Here is a 16,917-nt window from a genome sequence, read left to right on the forward strand (position 1 = left end):
CTCTGGACTTCTATGCCGATCACTCCAGGGCGTTAATCACCTCTGAGATCAAGGCCCGGGCAGCCGCCCCGTACACCGCCAGAGAGGCCAGCTCACCGAACGCCCGAACGTACTGCTTGACCTCCGTTGGCGCGGTAACGGTCACAGCAGCAGTCAGCAGTTCCACGTGCACTCGCTGATCGTCAAAGACGTTAAACGCCTCCAGGGTCCACATCTCGCGTCGGGCAGAGAACGGCACGATGCCGAGCGACACCCGAGGAAGGCTCATCAGCGCCAGCAAGTAACCGAGCTGGCCGGCCATGGTCTGCGAGTCGCCCACCTGGTTGCGCAACACCGACTCCTCGATCAGGACGGCGAACCGGTGGTCACCCTCCCGAACCACGCCGTCCGAACGGGCCAGCCGTGCCGCCACGGCCTCCGCCACGTCGTCAGGGGTCTGATGAAACCGGGTGATAGCCCGTAGCAACGCCGTCGCGTAAGGCTCGGTTTGGAACAGCCCCGGGATGACGTTGGAGCAGTAGACGCGAAAGAGCCGGGTGCGCTGGTACAGCGGCACACGGGACTCCTGCACCCGCCGCAGGCCCGCCCGTTGGACTCGACGCCACTCGACGTACATCGTGTCAGCGGCACGCGATGCCGCGATCAGGTCGTCAGTCTGATCGTCGGCACCGCACGCCGAGCACCACGCCCGAATATCCATGTCGGACGGCGGAGTTGTTCCGTTGGCAATGCGGGACACTTTGGACCCCTGCCAGCCTGTGCGCACGGCGATATCCACCTGCTTGAGCCCAGCGTCCTGACGGAGCTCCCGCAGCCGTGCGGCCACCGCATCGCGGGCCGCTTGAACGCTGGAAGAAGGGGATCGAGCCATGGATTTGAGAGCGTCAGACCTCGAAGTCCTGGTGAGGAACTCCGCGCTCCCACACCGCCTCAAAGGCGTCTACGCAGCGCTTGACCACCTCGGGGTCGTCGCTCATCACGTTGCCCAAGAACGAGCCGTCGCCGGAGAACAGGCCGAACTTCGCCACCCTGCCATCGAACAGCCACAGGTCATTGCCCGGCAGCATCAGGTCAGAAGCGAGCCGCCGGGGCAGCCAGCGGACCGACTCCCCCGCAGCGATGTTCTGGAAGGTGCACGAGTGCTCGTACCGGATGTAGTCGGTCACGGGCACCGAGACGACCCGGGCCCGGCGGAACGCCACTCCCCGGGCGACCGCTTCCGAAACCGTCGTCAGGAAGGGATTCCACCAGGACGCCCGGTCGTCCGGGTCATGGCGGTGCCCGGCCTTCCACGCGGCGAAGTCGGCGTCTTCCTCCTCGACGCCGTACACGTCGCGCATCTCCAGGTGGACGGCGCTGTATCGGCTGTCCGCCAGCAACTCAGCGAACGTCGGCACCTTCAGCGACACTGCAAGCCTCCCTGATAGCGGCCACCATCCGGGCAGGCACCCGGACGACCGCCTCGGACTCCGGGATGTGCCCCACCGTGAGGCACTCGACCTCGGTGTCGGCGTCGGCCTTCCACCCCTGAATCACAATGTCGCGCGTCTCCGGGTCCACCCAAACAGTGGGGCAGTTCTCCCCATTCGTGTTGGGGTCCTTGGCGATGAACACTAGCTTCACGCTGGCCTCCGTTGGAGGTCCCTTCCGCGATGTTCTACGCGGTTCAGCCGACGGAGTACCCATTGACGGGCCATGCGAAGCACAGGACCTCGGTCCCCGGTCGGCATGAGCTTCGATCCCCGTCTCGGTCGCGCGCCGCCTCACGCCCCGATCGCCCCCTCCAGCTGCCGATACAGCGCCCAGTCCTCGGTCCGCTGCCGGGCGTGAACATCCTTGCCGCAAGCGGCGTGGCCCTCCCGCTCACACCAGAAGCACGGCTTGTCGGCGGACTCCGCCCCGCGCTTCCGCTTTCTGGCCATCACTGCACCCCCAACGCGCCCGAGCGCCCGCTCGGCCAGCCTGACTGACCGACAGAGGCCCGTCCGACTCCTCGTCTGTAAGGGCGACACCGAGCTGTGCGACCAGCCGCGCGAACTGCCTGCGCTGGCGGTCCAGTACACCGAAAGGCGGGTGCGCGGCAGGCTGCCCAGTGGAGACCGGGCGGCTACGACCGGGTGGTGTTCCGCGGCGATCCGGCCACCCGCGAGTTCATCGCGTTCTGGCTGGCCGACGGCCGGGTGCTGGCGGGGATGAACGTCAACGTCTGGGACGTCACCGACCCGATCCGCGAACTGGTCCGCTCCGGGCGGGCGGTGGACCCGAAGGCGCTCGCCGACCCGGGCGTACCGCTCGGCGAGCTGTAGGGCCGGTCGTCGGCCCCCACCGGTGGCGGATCCGGCGGTTCACACCTGGCCGGAGTCCACGAGGTGCCCACCGGTGGGTCCGAGGCTCGGACCGTCGCCGCTTCCTCCCGCGGCGGCCTCCGCTACGACCCGCCTGCCCCGCCTCGACCTACGGCGGCCGGGCCGTGCGGGGTCCGCCGCCTCGCTCATCCGGTGCGCCAGGTAGACCGGCAGCGCCGACAGCACGATGAGTGCGGAGGCGACCACGTCCACCACCGGCCCCTGGTTCGGCCGGGCCAGGTTGTCGTAGATCCACAGCGGCAGGGTCCGGGTGCCGGGGCCCGCGGTGAAGGTCGTCACCACGATCTCGTCGAAGGACAGTGCGAAGGCCAGCAGCGCGCCCGCCAGGAGCGCGCCGCGCACCGCCGGGAGCGTCACGTACCAGAACGTCTGGAAGGTGTGCGCCCCCAGGTCCGCCGACGCGTCCTCGCTGCTCGACGGCAGCCGGCGCAGCCGTGCCGAGACGTTGTTGAAGACCACCACGATGCAGAACGTCGCATGGCCGACGACGACGGTGAACATGCCGAAGCCGATCCCGAGCGGCACCAGCACGGTGCGGAACGCGGCGTTCAACGCGATGCCGGTGACGATGCCGGGCAGCGCGATCGGCAGGATCAGCAGGAACGACACCGTCTGCCGTCCGAAGAAGCGGTAGCGCGTCGCCGCGAACGCGGCCGTGGTGCCGAGTACCAGCGCCACCGCGGTCGCGCCCAGCCCGGCACGTACGGACGTCCACAGCGCGTCCCGCAGGCCCACGAGCCGGCCGCCGCCCGCCACGCCGCGGACCACCAGCGCAGGCTGAAGCCGGTGGGCGGCCACGCGAAGGAGCGGGAGGCGTTGAACGAGTTCACCACCACGACCAGCAGCGGCTCCCGAGAGGTCAGCCGACCGGGACGCCGGGGTTGACCAGACCCCGCCCCCCGGTGACGGTGTTGCCCGGGCCGATCGTCACCGGGCAGGCGGCGGCGTAGTCGGTCACGTCGATCGCGTACCGGTCCGGCCCGGTGGCGCCGGTGAGGTCGGAGCGGTTGCCCCGGAACACCGTGCCGCAGCCCCAGCCGGGTTGGACGCTGTGGGTCTGGAAGCCGTCGTCGGTGGTGCGCACGCCGGTGTTGTTCTCGACGACGTAGCCGTTGCCCTTCACGTCGACCCAGGAGTCGTCGTAGTTGCGGCCGGTGAGGCCGTCGCCGTCGAAGGAGTTGCCGGAGACCAGGCCGCCGGTGGTGCCCTCCTTGAGGTCGACGTTCTCGGCGCCGATGTTCGGGCCGAAGGTGTTGCCGATGATCCGCACGTAGTCGCTGCGGTCGGCGAGGGTGTTGGCGGTGCCGACGTAGACGCCCTCGCCCATGCCGTCCCGGTTCAGGCCGGTGTCGTGGATGCGCGAGTTGCGCAGCGTGCCGTGCGCGCTGGAGTTGCGGAAGTGCACGCCCTCCATGGTGGTGTGATGGATCGTCACGCCGTCGATCACCACGTAGTTCGCGGCGTCCGTCATGATGCCCTTCTGGGCGCCGGTGACGGTCAGGCCCTGGACGGTCCAGTAGCTCGCACCGTTGAGGTAGAGGCCGTAGCCGCCGCCGGTCGGGGTGGTGAGCACGGCCTTGGCCGAGCCGCTGAGGGTGATCCGGGCGGCGGCGGTGCCGGGCGCGGTGGCCTTGAAGTTGCCGGTGTAGGTGCCGTCCGCGAGTTGGATGGTCTGGCCGGGCACGGCGGCCGCGAGCGCCGCCTGGAGCTGCTTGGTGGTGGTGACCTTGACGACGGCGGCCGCCGTCGGATCGGCGACGGCGGAGGGCGCGCAGCCGAGGGCGAGTGCGGTCAGCGCGGCGCCGACGGCGAGGGTACGGCGGGCGGAGGTGGGGGAGGTCACGGACGGTGCTCCTACGGGGTGGGGGGAAGGAACAGGCCGGGCCCCCACAATGGACTGGACCATTCCGGGCGTCAAGACCGCCTGCGGTCGGCGATACTGGGATTCCGGGGGCGATGCGGGCAAGGAGGCACGGTGGGCGGTACGGCCGGGTTCGCCGTGGTGGTGTTCGGTGCGCTGGGCGGCGTGGTCGCCTACCTCGCCGGGGTCGTCGGGCTGCGCGAGCTGCGACGGCTGCGCCGGGTCGGCGTCCCGGCCCTGGCGCTGGTGCGCGCCCGCGTCCCCACGCCTGAGGACCGCGCGCTTCCGCCGCGCCCGCTGCTGCAGTTCGAGACCGCGGACGGCCGGGTGGTGGAGGTCTTCTCCCCCGTCCCGTCCACCCCGCGCCACCCGCTGCCGGACGGCGGCCACGTGCCGGTCCGCTACGACCCGGCCGATCCCCGGCAGGTCCTGGTGGACGGCCACGAGCGCAGGCCGCTGGAGTACGCCTTCGTGGCGCTCGGGCTGCTGATGGTGCTGACCTCGATCACCCTGGCACTCGCCGTCCGCTGAGGCTCCGCGCCGATGGTGCCGCGCAGGTGGTGCTCCTCTCCTCGGTCCGATCGTTCTAGGGCGTGTCCGAGGGCCTGTCCGGCAGGACTGCGGCGAGCGCGCGCTGGAGGCCGTCGGGGTCGGTGCACAGGGTGTCCGCCAGGCGGCGGGCCCGGGTGTCCTCCTCCAGCAGGGTACGGACCAGCGGCCCGGTGCCCTGTCCGGCGGGGGCGCCGTCCAGGTAGGCGTCCACGGCGCGTGGGTCGGCCGGGAGCCGCACCTGGCCGACGGTCAGCGCGGTATGGGCCCGGGCGTAGTCGAGGCCGAGTCGGGCCAACAGCACGCCGCCCGCGTGCCGCTCGGCCGGGTCGGCGCCGCCCCCGCCGGCCAACTGCGGGTGCCGGCAGGCGATTTCGTGGACGGCCAGGACGGCCAGCAGGACGTGCTCGGTGCCCGGCGCGCGGCGGCCGAGGCGCTGCGCCTGCTCGTCGGTCTCCAGCCGGACCCAGGCCATCGGTGTGGTGGCGATGTTCGCTTTGGCGGAGCCCCGCCCCAGCAGCCGCTTCCAGCGCGGGAGCGGGTACGGGCGGCGGCCGAGCAGCGCGTCCCGGGTGGGGCGCAGCAGCGGGTCGAGGCCGTCGGCGGGAGCGCCGGGGCCGTCAGGGGCGGTGTCGGGGGCCTCCGGGTCGTCGGCGTCCAGGCGGTCGCGGACCGCCCGGGGTGCGGCGCCGGCCGCGTGCAGCAGTTCGACGGCCCGGGCGTGCCGGTCGGCGAGCAGGGCGCGCAGCAGGTGTTCGGCGGTGAACTTCCGCTCGCCGCCCTGCCGGGCCCGGTCCATCGCGCCGGTCAGGGCGCGGGCGGCGGCGCCGCTGAGCAGCAGGCCGCGGTCCCCGGTCGGGCCGAGCGCGTCCCGGGCGGGCACGCTCGCGCCGGCCTCGTCGTCCGAGCTCCAGCGCGCCGCGCCGTTGCCGCCCTGGCGGTCGCGCAGCGCGGCGAGCAGGGCGGTCGCGGTCGCCCCGGCGGCCGCCAGGGCCTCGCCGGCGGGGCCCTTCGTCCCGGCGACGGCGGCCAGCAGGTGTTCCGTCCCCAGTCGGCCGTCGCCGCCGCCGCGCGCGGCCCGGGCCGCGCCCAGGACGCCGAGCGTGCGCCAGTCCGGTTCCAGCGTCGTCTCCATACCGGCCCCTCCCGCAACAGTCATTTGCCGGAACTATATGCCTGCTTTGCCCACCCTTTACACGTGGTCGTGCGTCAAGGAGGCGTCAGAACCGGCCGATTCGGGGCCGTCGCCCGGCTCAGGGCGCGGCGGCCGGGTCGGCGGCGCTCACCGGGACGTCCGGGTGGCGGAACCAGGACCCCTGCAGCACCCGCTGCGCCAGCATCAACACCGCTCCGAGCAGCAGTGCGCCCAGGCCGATCACCGTCACCCCGCCGACCCGGCCGATCACCGGCAGGTCGATCGAGGTGGCGCCGTAGTCCGGGTCGGCGTAGACGTCGAAGGCGCCGTAGGCGAAGAAGTACAGCAGCATCAGGCCGCCGGCCAGCGGAAGCACGCCCTTGCCCACGAAGTCCCGGACGCTGCGGGTGAGCACCCGGCGGTAGTACCAGACGCAGGCGAAGCCGGTCAGACCGTAGTAGAAGGCGATGCCGAGGCCGACCGAGGCGATCGAGTCGGCCAGCACGTTGCCGCTGATCGCGGTGAGCAGCACGTAGAAGCCGATCGACGCCAGGCCCATGGCGACCGTCGACCAGGTCGGGGTCCGGTGGCGCGGGTGCACCCGGGCGAAGCCGCTGGGGATGGCCCGGTGGCTGGCCATCGAGAAGGTGGTGCGGGCCGTGGGCAGGATCGTCGTCTGGGTGGAGGCCGCGGCCGAGGTCAGCACCATCAGGATCAGCAGCCGGCTGAGCACCGCACCGAAGCCGGAGGTGCCGAACACCGCGTCGCCGAGGCCGGACAGCACGTCCCCCGAGTGCTGCGGGTTGCCGAGCCCGATGCCGTCGGCACCGACCCCGGCGAAGGACTGCGCCGAGGTGGCGACCAGGGCGTAGATGAAGAGCAGCAGCACGGTGGAGATGACCGCCGCGCGGCCGGGGGTGCGCGCGGAGTCGGCGGTCTCCTCGTTGACGGACACCGCGGTGTCCCAGCCCCAGTAGATGAAGACCGCGGCGAGCATCCCGGCGGTGAAGGCAGAGGTCGAGGGCACGTTGAACGGGTTGAACCAGGAGGCGTCGACCGGGATGGCGGTCGCGGGCGCGCCGGAGCTGTACGCCGTGACGAGCGCGGTGACCGAGAAGAGGACCAGCACCACCACCTCGACGGCCAGCAGCCACCGCTGCAGGGCGGCGGACAGCTCGATGCCGACGTAGCAGATGGCCGTCATCAGGACGATCCACACCACCCCCGCCGTGGTCGTCCACACCCGGCTGGCCGCGAGCGAGTCCAGGCCGACCAGCCGGAAGCCGTACACCCCGGCGATCTGCGCCAGGTTGGCCATCACGATGACGTCGGCGACGACGATGCCCCAGCCGCCCATCCAGCCGGTGCGCGGGCCGAACGCGCGGGCGGCCCAGGTGAAGGTGGTGCCGCAGTCCGGGTCGGCGGCGTTGAGCTCCTTGTAGGCGTAGGCGATCAGCAGCATCGGGATGAACGCCAGGACGGTGACGATCGGCGCCTGGAGGCCGACGCCGACCACGACGATGCCGAGCGTCGCGGCCAGGCTGTAGGCGGGGGCGGTGGAGGCGAGGCCGATGCACACCGAGGAGAGCAGGCCCAGGGCGCCGCTCTTCAGGCCCTTCTCACCCGCGCCGGAACCGGTCGGAACGCCGGTTGGGGGGCTGGTCGGGGAGGCCGACACGGGTCCCACCCCCTTGGGTGCGCAGCGGGGGCCGCGAGGACCGATCTGGTCGTCTCAGCGTAGCGCCCACCGCGGCGGGCGGCCGGGCGGCGGGGGCCCGGGGTGGGAGGCGGACGGGGCGCGCGGCGCGCGGCGGTGGTGCGGTCGCGGCGGTGCCCGACCGGATCGACGGGACCGCTGTCCGAACGGCGACCGCTCCGTCGCCACGGCGCCGCGCGCCGCCTACCTGTGTTCCACCGGTTGCCGAGGGCTCCGGAGTACCGGCCGGAGCCCGGGGTTCGGTGTGGCCCGCCGGCCGGCCCGAAGGCCGGTGACGGGCCGTCTCGGGGCCTCAGACGGGAGTGTCGAGGCGCAGCCGCGCCACCCGGACCGTCCGGCGCGGCAGGGTGGTGGGCAGGGCCACCAGCAGGGCGGTGGCGGCGAACATCGCGAGGTGCCCGCCCTCCGGCCACGGCCCGGACCAGCCCAGTTCGCCGTACCGGTGCTCGGCGAAGGCGTTGCAGCAGAGCCAGGCCGCCAGTCCGATCAGCGGCGCCGCCCGGGGCCGGGAGAAGCCGCCGACGATTCCGCACAGCGCGAGGTAGGCGACGTGGGCGAGCCAGCCGGAGTGCAGTTCGCCGAGCCCGCCGAGGCCCAGCGCCAGGGCGCCACCGGCGAGCAGGGCCACCGTGCCCGAGGTCGGGGCGGACAGCCGCTCCAGCACCGGGTGGTAGTGCCGCCCGCCGGGCCGGGCCGCGTACATCCGCACCGCGAACTAACCCTTCACGAAGAGGAGTTCGGACATCTCGCCGACCGGCAGGTGCCACCGGGTGCGCCGGTTCATGGCCTCCAGCTCGTGCAGCAGCCCGGGCACCGGGACGGTCAGCACCGGGCAGCCCGCCTTCCGCGCGCAGTACGCCGGCACCGAGCCCCGCAGCCGGCGGCGCAGCAGTCCGCCGCTCTGGCCGAGGACCAGCAGGTCCTCCGGCCGGTCGGCGGCTTGGACGAGGGCGGGCCCGGTCTCCCCCCGGATCACCAGCGGGCGCAACGGCACGCCCGGGTCGGCGCCGCCGAACGCCGCGTCGAGGGCGTCCAGCAGCCGCCGCTCGGCCGCCTCGCGCACCGCGGCGAGCAGCGGCGGGCACGGCGACCGGCGGTATCCGAACTCACCGCCGGGCGGCTCCCAGGCCAGCACCGGCACGAGTTCGGCGCCGCGGTGGCGGGCTTCCGCCACGCCGCGGTGCAGGGCGGCGAGGCTGCCCAGCGATCCGCTGACCCCGACCACCACCCTGCCGCCGCCACTGCCCTCGTGCCGTCCGTTGCCGTGCATGATCCGTCCTCGCGTCGTCGTTGCCTGCCTGGTCCGTCGCCCTCCACCCAACCGCCGCGCCCGCCGCCCGCCGCCCGTCCTTGACGCCTTCCTGACGCCCGGGGCCGCCTTCCCAACGCACTCCATACGCGGACCGGCCACCGGCACCCACCGTCACCCGTCCGGCCGAGCCGGACCTGCCCGGCCCGGAGTTCCGGCGCCGGCGATGGCCGCACCGGGCGGAGTCGACCGAAGTCGGCGCGCCACTCCGGGAGTTCGGCCTGACCGAGGGCGACCGACCCTAGCGCTGGGGCGCACCCGGGGCGCGGGCGAGGTCGAAGGTGTAGGCAGTGCCGCCGCCGGGGGCGGGTTCGGCGGTCAGTTCGCCGTTCATCGCCTCGACGAAGCCGCGTGCCACGATGAGGCCGGTGCCCTCGGCGGCCGGGCCAGGGGCCGTCACCCGGAGGTGGACCCGCCCGGCCACCGCGCCCGCGTCGACCAGGGCGGGCCGGGCGGCCGCCGTGAGGACGTCCGCGAGGGCGCGTTCCAGCAGGCCCGCGTCGGCGAGCACGGGCGGCAGGCCGTCCGCGAGGGTGAGCCGCACGCCGCCCTGCTCGCCGGGCAGGTCGGCGAGGGCGGCGGCGAGCACCGGGGCGAGGGCGGTGGGGCGCAGCAGCACCGGCTTCTCGCCGGCCCGCAGCCGGCTGAGGTCCAGCAGGTCGGCGACCAGGCGTTCCATCCGGCGCGTCTCGGCGGCGATCCGCCGCCCCGGCGGCCCCGGCAGGGCGGCGGCCTCGCGGCGCAGCGCCGCGAGCGGCGCGTGCAGGTCCTGCCCGGCGGCCTCCAGCAGCGCGGTGTGCAGGGCGTCGGCGTGGGCGAGGGTCTCGGCCGCCGCGGCCTGGACGGCCAGCCGCTCGCGCTCCCGGGCCAGCCGCAGCTGGGTGACGTAGGGGCCCAGCAGCCGGGTGTCCTCCTCGGTGAGCGCCGGTCCGCGCAGCGCCAGGACGGTGTCCGCGCCGAGGTCGACGGCGAGTGAGGCCTCGTCGGGGCGCTGCGGGAGGGTGGCGCCGGAGGCGGCGACCGGGCGCCAGAGCGGACCGGAGCGGACCAGGACGACGGAGCCCTCCAGGCCGAACACCTGGCGCAGGTCGGCGACCAGGTCGGGCAGTGCCCGGGCCCCGCCGTCGACCGTGTCGCCGGCCAGCCGGGCCAGCACGGCCGCCTCCGCGCGGGCCCGGTCGGCCTGCTGGGACCGGCGGGCGAGGCCGTCGATGAGGTGGGCGATGATCCCGGCGACGGCGAGGAAGAGCAGCAGTGCCGCGAGGTCGGCGCCGCGGGCGACGGCGAGGCTGTGCCAGGGCCGGGTGAAGAAGTAGTCGGCGGCGAGCAGCCCGACGGCGGTGCTGCCGGCGGCGGGCAGCAGGCCGCCGAGCCGGGCGGTGGCGGCGACGGCGAGCAGCAGGCAGAGCAGGGCGCCGGGTAGTGCGAGCGCGTCGCGCAGCGGGGAGAGCGCCCAGACGAGGGCTGCCGTCCCGGCCGGCCCGGTCAGCCAGGCGAGGCGTCGGCGGCGTGCCGGGACGGCGGCCGGGCGCCGGCGCCGGGGCGCGGGCGGAACGGCCAGCAGCCCGGGTTCGGGCGGGGGCACGACCCGGACGTCGATCGGTCCGGCCAGCCGGATGACGCGGTTGATCACCGAACCGGACACCAGTTCGCGCAGGCGGCTGCGGCTGGTCGGGCCGAGCAGGATCTGGGTGGCGCTCTCGGTGCGGGCGAAGTCCACCAGGGCGCGGGCGGCGTCGCCGCCGCTCACCTCGACGTAGCCGCCGTGGAGTTCGTGCAGCAGCGCGCGCTGCCCGGCGAGCGTGGGCGGCTCGCGGACGGCGGTGCCGTCGTCGAGCCGGACGTGCACGCCGATCAGGTCGCCGTGCACCCGGGCGGCGATGCGGGCGCCGCGGCGGATCAGGTGCTCGCCCTGCGGGGCCCCGTTGAGGGCGACGACGATGCGTTCCTTGGTCTCCCAGGGCGCCCGGATGCCGTGCCGGGCGCGGTAGTCGGCGAGTTCCTCCTCGACCCGGTCGGCCAGCCAGAGCAGGGCGAGTTCGCGCAGCGCGCCGAGGTTGCCGGCCCGGAAGTAGTGGTCGAGGGCGACGTCGATCCGGTCGGTCGGGTAGATGGCGCCCTGGGCCATCCGGGTGCGCAGGGCCTGCGGGCTGAGGTCGACGAGTTCGATCCGGTCGGCGGCGCGGACCACCTCGTCGGGGATCCGCTCGCGCTGGGCGACGCCGGTGATCTGTTCGACGACGTCGTTGAGGCTCTCCAGGTGCTGGATGTTGACGGTGGTGGCCACGTCGATGTCGGCGTCGAGGAGTTCGCGGACGTCCTGCCAGCGCTTGTCGTGGCTGCTGCCGGGGGCGTTGGTGTGGGCGAGTTCGTCGACGAGCGCGAGTTGGGGGCGGCGGGCGAGCAGGGCGTGGACGTCGAGTTCGGTGAACGTGGTGCCGCGGTGGCCGACCGTCCGGCGGGGCAGGACGGGCAGGTCGCCGAGCTGCTGCTCGGTGCCCCGGCGGCCGTAGGTCTCGACCAGGCCGACGACGACGTCCAGGCCCTCCTCGTCGCGCAGCCGGCGGCCCTCGGCGAGCATGGCGTACGTCTTGCCGACCCCCGGCGCCGCCCCCAGGAACACCCGCAGTCGTCCGCTCACCGCCGCGCCGCCACCTCCTCGGTGTCCATGCTCCGCCCGGGCGCCGGGGCGCGCGAGGGGACGGCCAGGGCCTGGCTTCGCCCCCGCCTGCGCGCCGACGCCGGATGATCCGCATGGTGCTATCGTCAATAGCACCATGTTGCTGAAGCTGGACACCGGCGACGCCCGCCCCCTGCACGAGCAGGTCGCGGGCGCGATCCGGCGGGCCATCGCCGAGGGCGAGTGCACGCCCGGGGACAGGCTGCCCCCGGCCCGGGAGCTCTCCCGGGCGCTGGGGGTGAACACCAACACCATCCTGCGCGGGCTGCGCACGCTGCGGGACGAGGGCGTGCTGGAGTTCCGCCGGGGCCGCGGCATCACCGTCGCGGCGGAGGCCGACACCCGCTCCGAACTCACCGAGCGGGTCCGGCAGTTGGTCGCCGACGCGGCCCGGGCCGGCTACAGCGCGAACGATCTCGTGGACATGATCAGGGGGATGTCGTGACGGACGAGGGGCCCAGGACGAACGGGCGTCAGGGGAAGGGGCGTCGGGAGAACGCGCGGCGGGGGAACGGGCCGCAGCGCGGCGCGGTCTGGGGTGCGGCGGCCTGGTCGGCCGGCGTGCTGGGACTGCTGATCGCGCTGCCGTGGGCCGCGCGCTCCCGGTTGCCGGACCGGCTCGCCACCCACTGGAGCGGGCGGAACCCGGACGGTGCCATGTCGCTGACGGCCGCCGCACTTTTCCCGGCGGCCACCTGGCTGGTGCTGGTGCTGGCCACCGCCGCCGCCTTCCGCTTCCGGCCCGCCCGCTCGCGCGGCGCCACCGGGGTGACACTGGCCACCGGCGGCGTGCTCCTGACCGGGGCGCAGACCTCCATCGTGCACGCCAACCTGGACCGCACCCGCTGGCAGGACGCCGCGCCGATGGGCGTCGAGGTGGTCCTCATCATCGCGGCGGCGGGCCTGGCCGGCCTGCTGACCTGGCTGGCCACCCGCCCGCACCAGGCCTCCCCGGCCGGGGCACGCCCGGCGACGGGGGCGCCGGTGCCGGCGGCCGCCCCGGGCGAGCAGCTGGTCTGGCTCTCCCGGGCCGTCAACCCCTGGCTGCAGCTGGCCGCCGCCGTCCTCGGGCTGGGCGCGGTGGGCGGCGTGCTGGCCCCGGCCAGCGGGCTGATCGCGCTCAACTGGTCGCTGATCGTGCCGTTCGCCTCCACCTCCGTCCTCGTGCTCGCCTGCTCCTCGGTGCAGGCCCGGGTGACCGACCGGGGCCTGTCCGTCGGCTTCGGCCCCTTCGGTTGGCCCAGCCGGCGCTGGTCCCCCGCCGACCTCGAATCGGCCCGCGCCGAGACCCGCACCCCCGCCCAGGCCGGCGGCTGGGGCTACCGCATCAACGGGCTCGGCACCACGGTGATGCTGCGCCGAGGGGTCTGCCTGGTGGTCCGCACCCGGCGCGGCGGCGAGTTCGCCGTCAGCGTGGACGACGCCGAGCGCGGCGCGGCCCTGCTCGACTCCCTCATCTCCAGGGCCGCCAGCCCCACCGGTTGACTCCCCTTCCGGCCCCGCCGCCCATCGCGTGACACTTCGCGAAACCGCCCGGTCACCCGGGGTACGGCGGGCGGCGGGGCGGGTACACCAGGTGACAGCTGGTCACTGCACGGAGGGCAAGGAGGCGTCCGTGACTCACGACGGACGGACGGCGGAAGCCCGGGGGCGCGACGAGGTCGCCGCCCGGGGAGGCACCCACACCAACCAGGACGAACGGACCATCACATTCCTACGGCTCGGCGTCGGCCTGATCGGCATAGTGCTGCCGCTCGCGCTGCCGCTGGGGAACTGGCTGTTCGCCGAGTTCCGAGGCCAGAGCACGGCGGGCTTCTGGCCGGCCTCGATGAGCGGCTCGTACTACACCAGCACCCGGAACCTCTTCGTGGGCGGCCTGTGCGCGCTCGGGGTGTTCCTGATCTGCTACCGCTTCGACCGCCGCGACGACCGCTGGAGCACCGCCGCCGGCGTGTTCGCGCTCGGGGTCGCCCTGTGCCCGACCGCACCCCGGGACGCGACGACGTTCCAGGCCACGGTCGGCGTGCTGCACCTCGTCTTCGCGAGCCTGCTGCTGTTCGTGCTGGCGATGTTCTGCCTCTTCTCCTTCCGGAACCCGAGTTCGGCCCAGCCGTCCCGGGTCGGCTGGGCGTACCTGGCGGCCGGGGTGCTGATCCTGGTCCTCCTGCTGCTCGCCGTCGTCGCCGGGGTGACCGGCATCGGTTCGAACTGGGCAGTCCGGCCGCTGTACCTCTGCGAGTGGTTCTCGACCTGGGCCTTCGGCGCCGCCTGGACGGGCGCGGCGCGTGAACTCGCCGCCGCCGGCGGATCGTACGGGAAGCACCCGGTCCTCCCGGGGCAGGCCGGCGCCCTCACCGCCGACAACCCGACGGCCCAGCCCCAGTAGTCGGCCGGGTCGCCCTGCCGGCAGCCCGGCGGGGCGACCCGGAGGCTGAGTGATCGTCATCTCGTCGTCCCGGAACACCGTTACCATGCGCACCATGGCCCGCCACCGTGGCGGCCGGTGACGGCACCCCAGCAACGGGAGGACGAGCATGTCGAACGAGGTCCGGGCGCAGCGCGGTCCGCAGGAGGAGTACCCCTCGGTGGATCTGCGGATGGACGTACCGCACTCGGCGCGGGTCTACGACTACCTCATCGGCGGCAAGACCAACTTCGAGGCGGACCGCGTCGCCGCGCACGCCTCGGTGCAGGCCTGGCCGTCGCTGCCGATCTCGATGCGCACCACCCGGGAGTTCATGCAGCGCGCCGTCCGCCACCTCGCCGAGGAGCACGGCGTCCGGCAGTTCCTGGACGTCGGCACCGGCATCCCGACCTCGCCCAACGTGCACGAGATCGCCCAGCGGATCGCCCCGGACGCCCGGGTCGCCTACGTCGACAACGACCCGATCGTGCTCACCCACGCGCGGGCCCTGATGTCCAGCACGGCCGAGGGCCGCACCTGTTACGTGGACGCCGACTTCCGCGACCCGGAGTCGATCATCCGGAACCCCCGGCTGCGCGAAGTCCTGGACCTGTCCCAGCCGGTGGCGCTGTCGCTGATCGCCATCGTCCACTTCGTGCTCGACCACGACGACCCGCAGGGCATCGTGCGCCGCTTCATGGACGCCCTCGCACCGGGCAGCTTCCTCGCCCTGACCGTGTTCACCGGCGACACCGACCCGGTGGGCGTGGGCGGCGTCGGCCGGGAGTACAACGCGCGCGGCATCCCGCTGCAGATCCGGGACCAGGCGGAGACCACGGCCTTCTTCGACGGCTACGAACTCCTCGACCCCGGCGTCACCCTGGTCCACCACTGGCGCCCGGACGCCGACGCCGCGCCGATCCGCGACCAGGACATCGCGATGTACGCGGGCGTGGCGATCAAGCGCTGAACCTCCTCAGCCCGTGACGGAGACCAGGCCCGCCTCGTAGGCCAGGATGACGAGGTGGACCCGGTCGCGGGCGTCGAGTTTGGCGAGCAGCCGGGTCATGTAGGTCTTCACGGTGGCGATGCTGAGGACCAGTTCGGCGGCGATCTCGGTGTTGGACAGGCCCCGGCCGACCAGGGTGAGGATCTCCCGCTCGCGGTCGGTGATCGCGTCGAGCCGCCGGGCGGCCGGGCTCTGCCCCGGTGCGGCGGCCGGGCTCTGCCCCGGTGCGGCGGCCGGGCTCTGCCCCGGTGCGGCGGCCGGCACCCGGGCCGGCCGCTGTTCCGCGAAGGAGGAGATCAGCCGACGGGTGACGCTCGGCGCGATCAGGGCGTCCCCGGCCGCGACCACCCGGACGGCGGCCAGGATGTCGTCCAAGGCCATGTCCTTGACCAGGAAGCCGGACGCCCCGGCGTGCAGCGCCGCGTACACGTGGTCGTCGTCGTCGAAGGTGGTGAGCACGACCACCCTGGCCGGCCCGCCGCCGCCGGTGATCAGGCGGGTGGCCTCGATGCCGTCCATGCCGGGCATCCGCAGGTCCATCACGACCACGTCGGGCCGCAGTTCCCCGGCCAGCCGGACGGCCTCGGCGCCGGTGCCGGCCTCGCCGACCACCTCGGCGTCGGTGGTCTCCGTGATGACCATCTCCAGCGCGGCCCGGACCAGCGGCTGGTCGTCGACCAGCAGGACGCGGATCACGCGCCCACCTCCACGGCGAGCGGCAGCCGGGCGGTGACCCGGAAGCCGCCCTCGGGGCGCGGCCCGGCGTCGAACTCGCCGTGCAGCAGGGCGACCCGCTCGCGCAGCCCGGCCAGGCCGAAGCCGCCGCCCGGCTCGCCGCCCCGGCCCCGGCCCCGGTCGGTGATCTCCACGGACACCTCGCCCGCCGTCCGGCGGTCGACCCGGACCAGGCAGGAGCGGGTGTCCGCGTGCCGCACCACGTTGGTGACGGACTCCTGGATGACGCGGAAGACCGAGAGGTCGACCTCCGGTGGCAGCGGGCCCTGGTCGCCCTGCCGCCGGACCTCGACCCGGACGCCGGCGGCGGTGGTCGCGGCGGCCAGCCGGTCGAGGTCGGCCAGGCCCTGCGGGACGATCGCGGACGCCTCGCCGTCGGCCCGGCGCAGCGCGACCAGCATCCGGCGCAGCCCGGCCAGGGTCTCCCGTCCGGCGTTCTCGATCTCGGCCAGCGCCTCCCGGGCCCGGTCGGGCCGGGTGTCGATGACCCGGCGGGCGGCGCCGGCCTGCAGGGCGACGATGCCGATGCTGTGGGCGACGGTGTCGTGCATCTCGCGGGCGATCCGCAGCCGTTCGGCGGTGACCGCCTCGGCGGCCGCCCGGGTGCTCAACGCCCGGGCGTGCTCGCGGTTCTCGCGCATCGAGCGGCCGACCAGCCAGGCGATCAGGGCGAGCAGCGCGGCGCCGTCGGCGGAGCCGATGTGGGTGCCGGTGAAGATGCCGACGGTGTTGCCGTGCACCAGGCCGATGTGCAGCACCAGGAAGACCATCACCAGCGTGAACGCGGCCCGGGAGCTGCGGCGCGGCCGGGTGGCGGTGATCAGGCAGAGCGCGACGTCCACGGCCAGCAGCGCGGCCGGGGGCACCTGGGTGTTCGCGGCCCAGCCGTCGGTCTCGGTGAAGGCGGCGACGAGCAGCAGGACGATCGAGAGCACCGGCAACCGGCGCACCAGCGCGGCGCCGACGAAGGCCACCGCCGTGGTGGCCAGGGTGAACGCCAGCCCGCCGTGCGCGGCGGCGCCGTGGTGCTGGCGGGCGGCGCCGCCGAGCAGGACGGCGGGGTAGGCGGCGGCCACGCACCAGGCGGCCCCGACCCAGACCTCGGGCGGGACGCGCCGGAACAGCGGCGGAGAGGGCGTCGCAGACATGTGA

Annotated in this window: 17 protein-coding genes and 2 pseudogenes; 6 read left to right on the forward strand and 13 right to left on the reverse strand. The window is 74.2% G+C overall.

Translation table 11 applies throughout. The features are described from left to right. Positions 1-19 precede the first annotated feature (19 nt). From P3T27_RS22770 to P3T27_RS22785, 4 genes are all read right to left on the reverse strand, one after another. Entirely contained in the window at positions 20-871 is an 852-nt protein-coding gene (locus tag P3T27_RS22770; protein ID WP_280681310.1) for a helix-turn-helix transcriptional regulator, read from the reverse strand. A gap of 13 nt (positions 872-884) precedes the next feature. Then, the gene (locus P3T27_RS22775; RefSeq protein ID WP_280681312.1) at positions 885-1,409 is read right to left on the reverse strand and encodes a DUF6879 family protein; all 525 of its coding nucleotides are present in this window, start codon (positions 1,407-1,409) and stop codon (positions 885-887) included. Continuing rightward, the gene (locus P3T27_RS22780; RefSeq protein WP_280681314.1) at positions 1,381-1,623 is read right to left on the reverse strand and encodes a hypothetical protein; all 243 of its coding nucleotides are present in this window, start codon (positions 1,621-1,623) and stop codon (positions 1,381-1,383) included. The genes P3T27_RS22775 and P3T27_RS22780 overlap by 29 nt, the downstream gene beginning before the upstream one ends. A gap of 140 nt (positions 1,624-1,763) precedes the next feature. After that, positions 1,764-1,922 carry a hypothetical protein gene (locus P3T27_RS22785; protein WP_280681316.1) on the reverse strand — a complete coding sequence of 53 codons (159 nt, stop codon included), beginning with the start codon at positions 1,920-1,922 and terminating at the stop codon, positions 1,764-1,766. Between the two features lie 177 nt (positions 1,923-2,099). Here P3T27_RS22785 and P3T27_RS22790 point away from each other — a divergent pair. Next, a pseudogene (locus tag P3T27_RS22790) lies at positions 2,100-2,306 on the forward strand (oxidoreductase C-terminal domain-containing protein); the annotation flags it as partial. A gap of 183 nt (positions 2,307-2,489) precedes the next feature. On the opposite strand, the pseudogene P3T27_RS22795 reads toward P3T27_RS22790, so the two are convergent. Together P3T27_RS22795 and P3T27_RS22800 are read right to left on the reverse strand one after the other, a co-directional pair. Next, a pseudogene (locus P3T27_RS22795) lies at positions 2,490-3,214 on the reverse strand (ABC transporter permease); the annotation flags it as partial. An 11-nt stretch (positions 3,215-3,225) separates the two neighbouring features. Next, positions 3,226-4,161, reverse strand: a complete 936-nt coding sequence (locus P3T27_RS22800) for a right-handed parallel beta-helix repeat-containing protein (protein WP_280681590.1) — start codon at positions 4,159-4,161, stop codon at positions 3,226-3,228. A 180-nt stretch (positions 4,162-4,341) separates the two neighbouring features. Between P3T27_RS22800 and P3T27_RS22805 the strand changes: the two genes are divergently transcribed. Then, on the forward strand, positions 4,342-4,758 hold the full coding sequence (locus P3T27_RS22805; protein WP_280681318.1) for a DUF3592 domain-containing protein: 417 nt from the start codon (positions 4,342-4,344) through the stop codon (positions 4,756-4,758). Positions 4,759-4,813: 55 nt separating this feature from the next. On the opposite strand, the gene P3T27_RS22810 is transcribed toward P3T27_RS22805, so the two are convergent. From P3T27_RS22810 to P3T27_RS22830, 5 genes are all read right to left on the reverse strand, one after another. Continuing rightward, a complete protein-coding gene (locus tag P3T27_RS22810) occupies positions 4,814-5,911 on the reverse strand; it encodes a Clp protease N-terminal domain-containing protein (protein WP_280681320.1) in 1,098 nt (365 codons plus the stop codon). A gap of 118 nt (positions 5,912-6,029) precedes the next feature. Next, positions 6,030-7,589, reverse strand: coding sequence for an APC family permease (locus P3T27_RS22815; protein ID WP_280681322.1), 1,560 nt, complete (start codon positions 7,587-7,589; stop codon positions 6,030-6,032). Positions 7,590-7,920: 331 nt separating this feature from the next. Next, positions 7,921-8,337 (reverse strand): hypothetical protein, encoded by a 417-nt coding sequence (locus P3T27_RS22820; protein WP_280681324.1) that lies wholly within the window; start codon positions 8,335-8,337, stop codon positions 7,921-7,923. A gap of 6 nt (positions 8,338-8,343) precedes the next feature. Further along, a complete protein-coding gene (locus tag P3T27_RS22825; protein ID WP_280681326.1) occupies positions 8,344-8,898 on the reverse strand; it encodes a universal stress protein in 555 nt (184 codons plus the stop codon). Between the two features lie 280 nt (positions 8,899-9,178). Then, positions 9,179-11,578, reverse strand: a complete 2,400-nt coding sequence (locus P3T27_RS22830) for a DUF4118 domain-containing protein (protein WP_280681328.1) — start codon at positions 11,576-11,578, stop codon at positions 9,179-9,181. Between the two features lie 136 nt (positions 11,579-11,714). Here P3T27_RS22830 and P3T27_RS22835 point away from each other — a divergent pair, with 136 nt between their 5' ends. From P3T27_RS22835 to P3T27_RS22850, 4 genes are all read left to right on the forward strand, one after another. Then, positions 11,715-12,062, forward strand: coding sequence for a GntR family transcriptional regulator (locus P3T27_RS22835; protein WP_280681330.1), 348 nt, complete (start codon positions 11,715-11,717; stop codon positions 12,060-12,062). After that, positions 12,059-13,102: a DUF1648 domain-containing protein gene (locus P3T27_RS22840; RefSeq protein WP_280681332.1), complete on the forward strand. Its 1,044-nt coding sequence runs from the start codon at positions 12,059-12,061 to the stop codon at positions 13,100-13,102. The genes P3T27_RS22835 and P3T27_RS22840 overlap by 4 nt, the downstream gene beginning before the upstream one ends. A 130-nt stretch (positions 13,103-13,232) precedes the next feature. Beyond that, positions 13,233-14,003, forward strand: a complete 771-nt coding sequence (locus tag P3T27_RS22845) for a hypothetical protein (protein WP_280681335.1) — start codon at positions 13,233-13,235, stop codon at positions 14,001-14,003. 148 nt (positions 14,004-14,151) lie between these two features. Next, positions 14,152-14,991, forward strand: coding sequence for an SAM-dependent methyltransferase (locus tag P3T27_RS22850; RefSeq protein WP_280681337.1), 840 nt, complete (start codon positions 14,152-14,154; stop codon positions 14,989-14,991). 6 nt (positions 14,992-14,997) lie between these two features. On the opposite strand, the gene P3T27_RS22855 is transcribed toward P3T27_RS22850, so the two are convergent. After that, complete coding sequence (locus P3T27_RS22855) at positions 14,998-15,726, reverse strand: response regulator transcription factor (RefSeq protein WP_280681339.1); 729 nt, start codon at positions 15,724-15,726, stop codon at positions 14,998-15,000. Continuing rightward, entirely contained in the window at positions 15,723-16,913 is a 1,191-nt protein-coding gene (locus P3T27_RS22860) for a histidine kinase (RefSeq protein ID WP_280681340.1), read from the reverse strand. Before P3T27_RS22860 ends, P3T27_RS22855 begins: the two co-directional genes overlap by 4 nt. Positions 16,914-16,917: the final 4 nt, after the last annotated feature.

Origin of the sequence: Kitasatospora sp. MAA19 (assembly GCF_029894125.1) — a bacterium.
Classification (GTDB): domain Bacteria; phylum Actinomycetota; class Actinomycetes; order Streptomycetales; family Streptomycetaceae; genus Kitasatospora.

Coding starts and splice junctions, on each gene's coding strand:
- P3T27_RS22770 (WP_280681310.1), bottom strand. CDS start 871: ATGGCTCGATCCCCTTCTTCCAGCGTTCAAGCGGCCCGCGATGCGGTG.
- P3T27_RS22835 (WP_280681330.1), top strand. CDS start 11,715: ATGTTGCTGAAGCTGGACACCGGCGACGCCCGCCCCCTGCACGAGCAG.
- P3T27_RS22860 (WP_280681340.1), bottom strand. CDS start 16,913: ATGTCTGCGACGCCCTCTCCGCCGCTGTTCCGGCGCGTCCCGCCCGAG.
- P3T27_RS22810 (WP_280681320.1), bottom strand. CDS start 5,911: ATGGAGACGACGCTGGAACCGGACTGGCGCACGCTCGGCGTCCTGGGC.
- P3T27_RS22785 (WP_280681316.1), bottom strand. CDS start 1,922: ATGGCCAGAAAGCGGAAGCGCGGGGCGGAGTCCGCCGACAAGCCGTGC.
- P3T27_RS22850 (WP_280681337.1), top strand. CDS start 14,152: ATGTCGAACGAGGTCCGGGCGCAGCGCGGTCCGCAGGAGGAGTACCCC.
- P3T27_RS22825 (WP_280681326.1), bottom strand. CDS start 8,898: ATGCACGGCAACGGACGGCACGAGGGCAGTGGCGGCGGCAGGGTGGTG.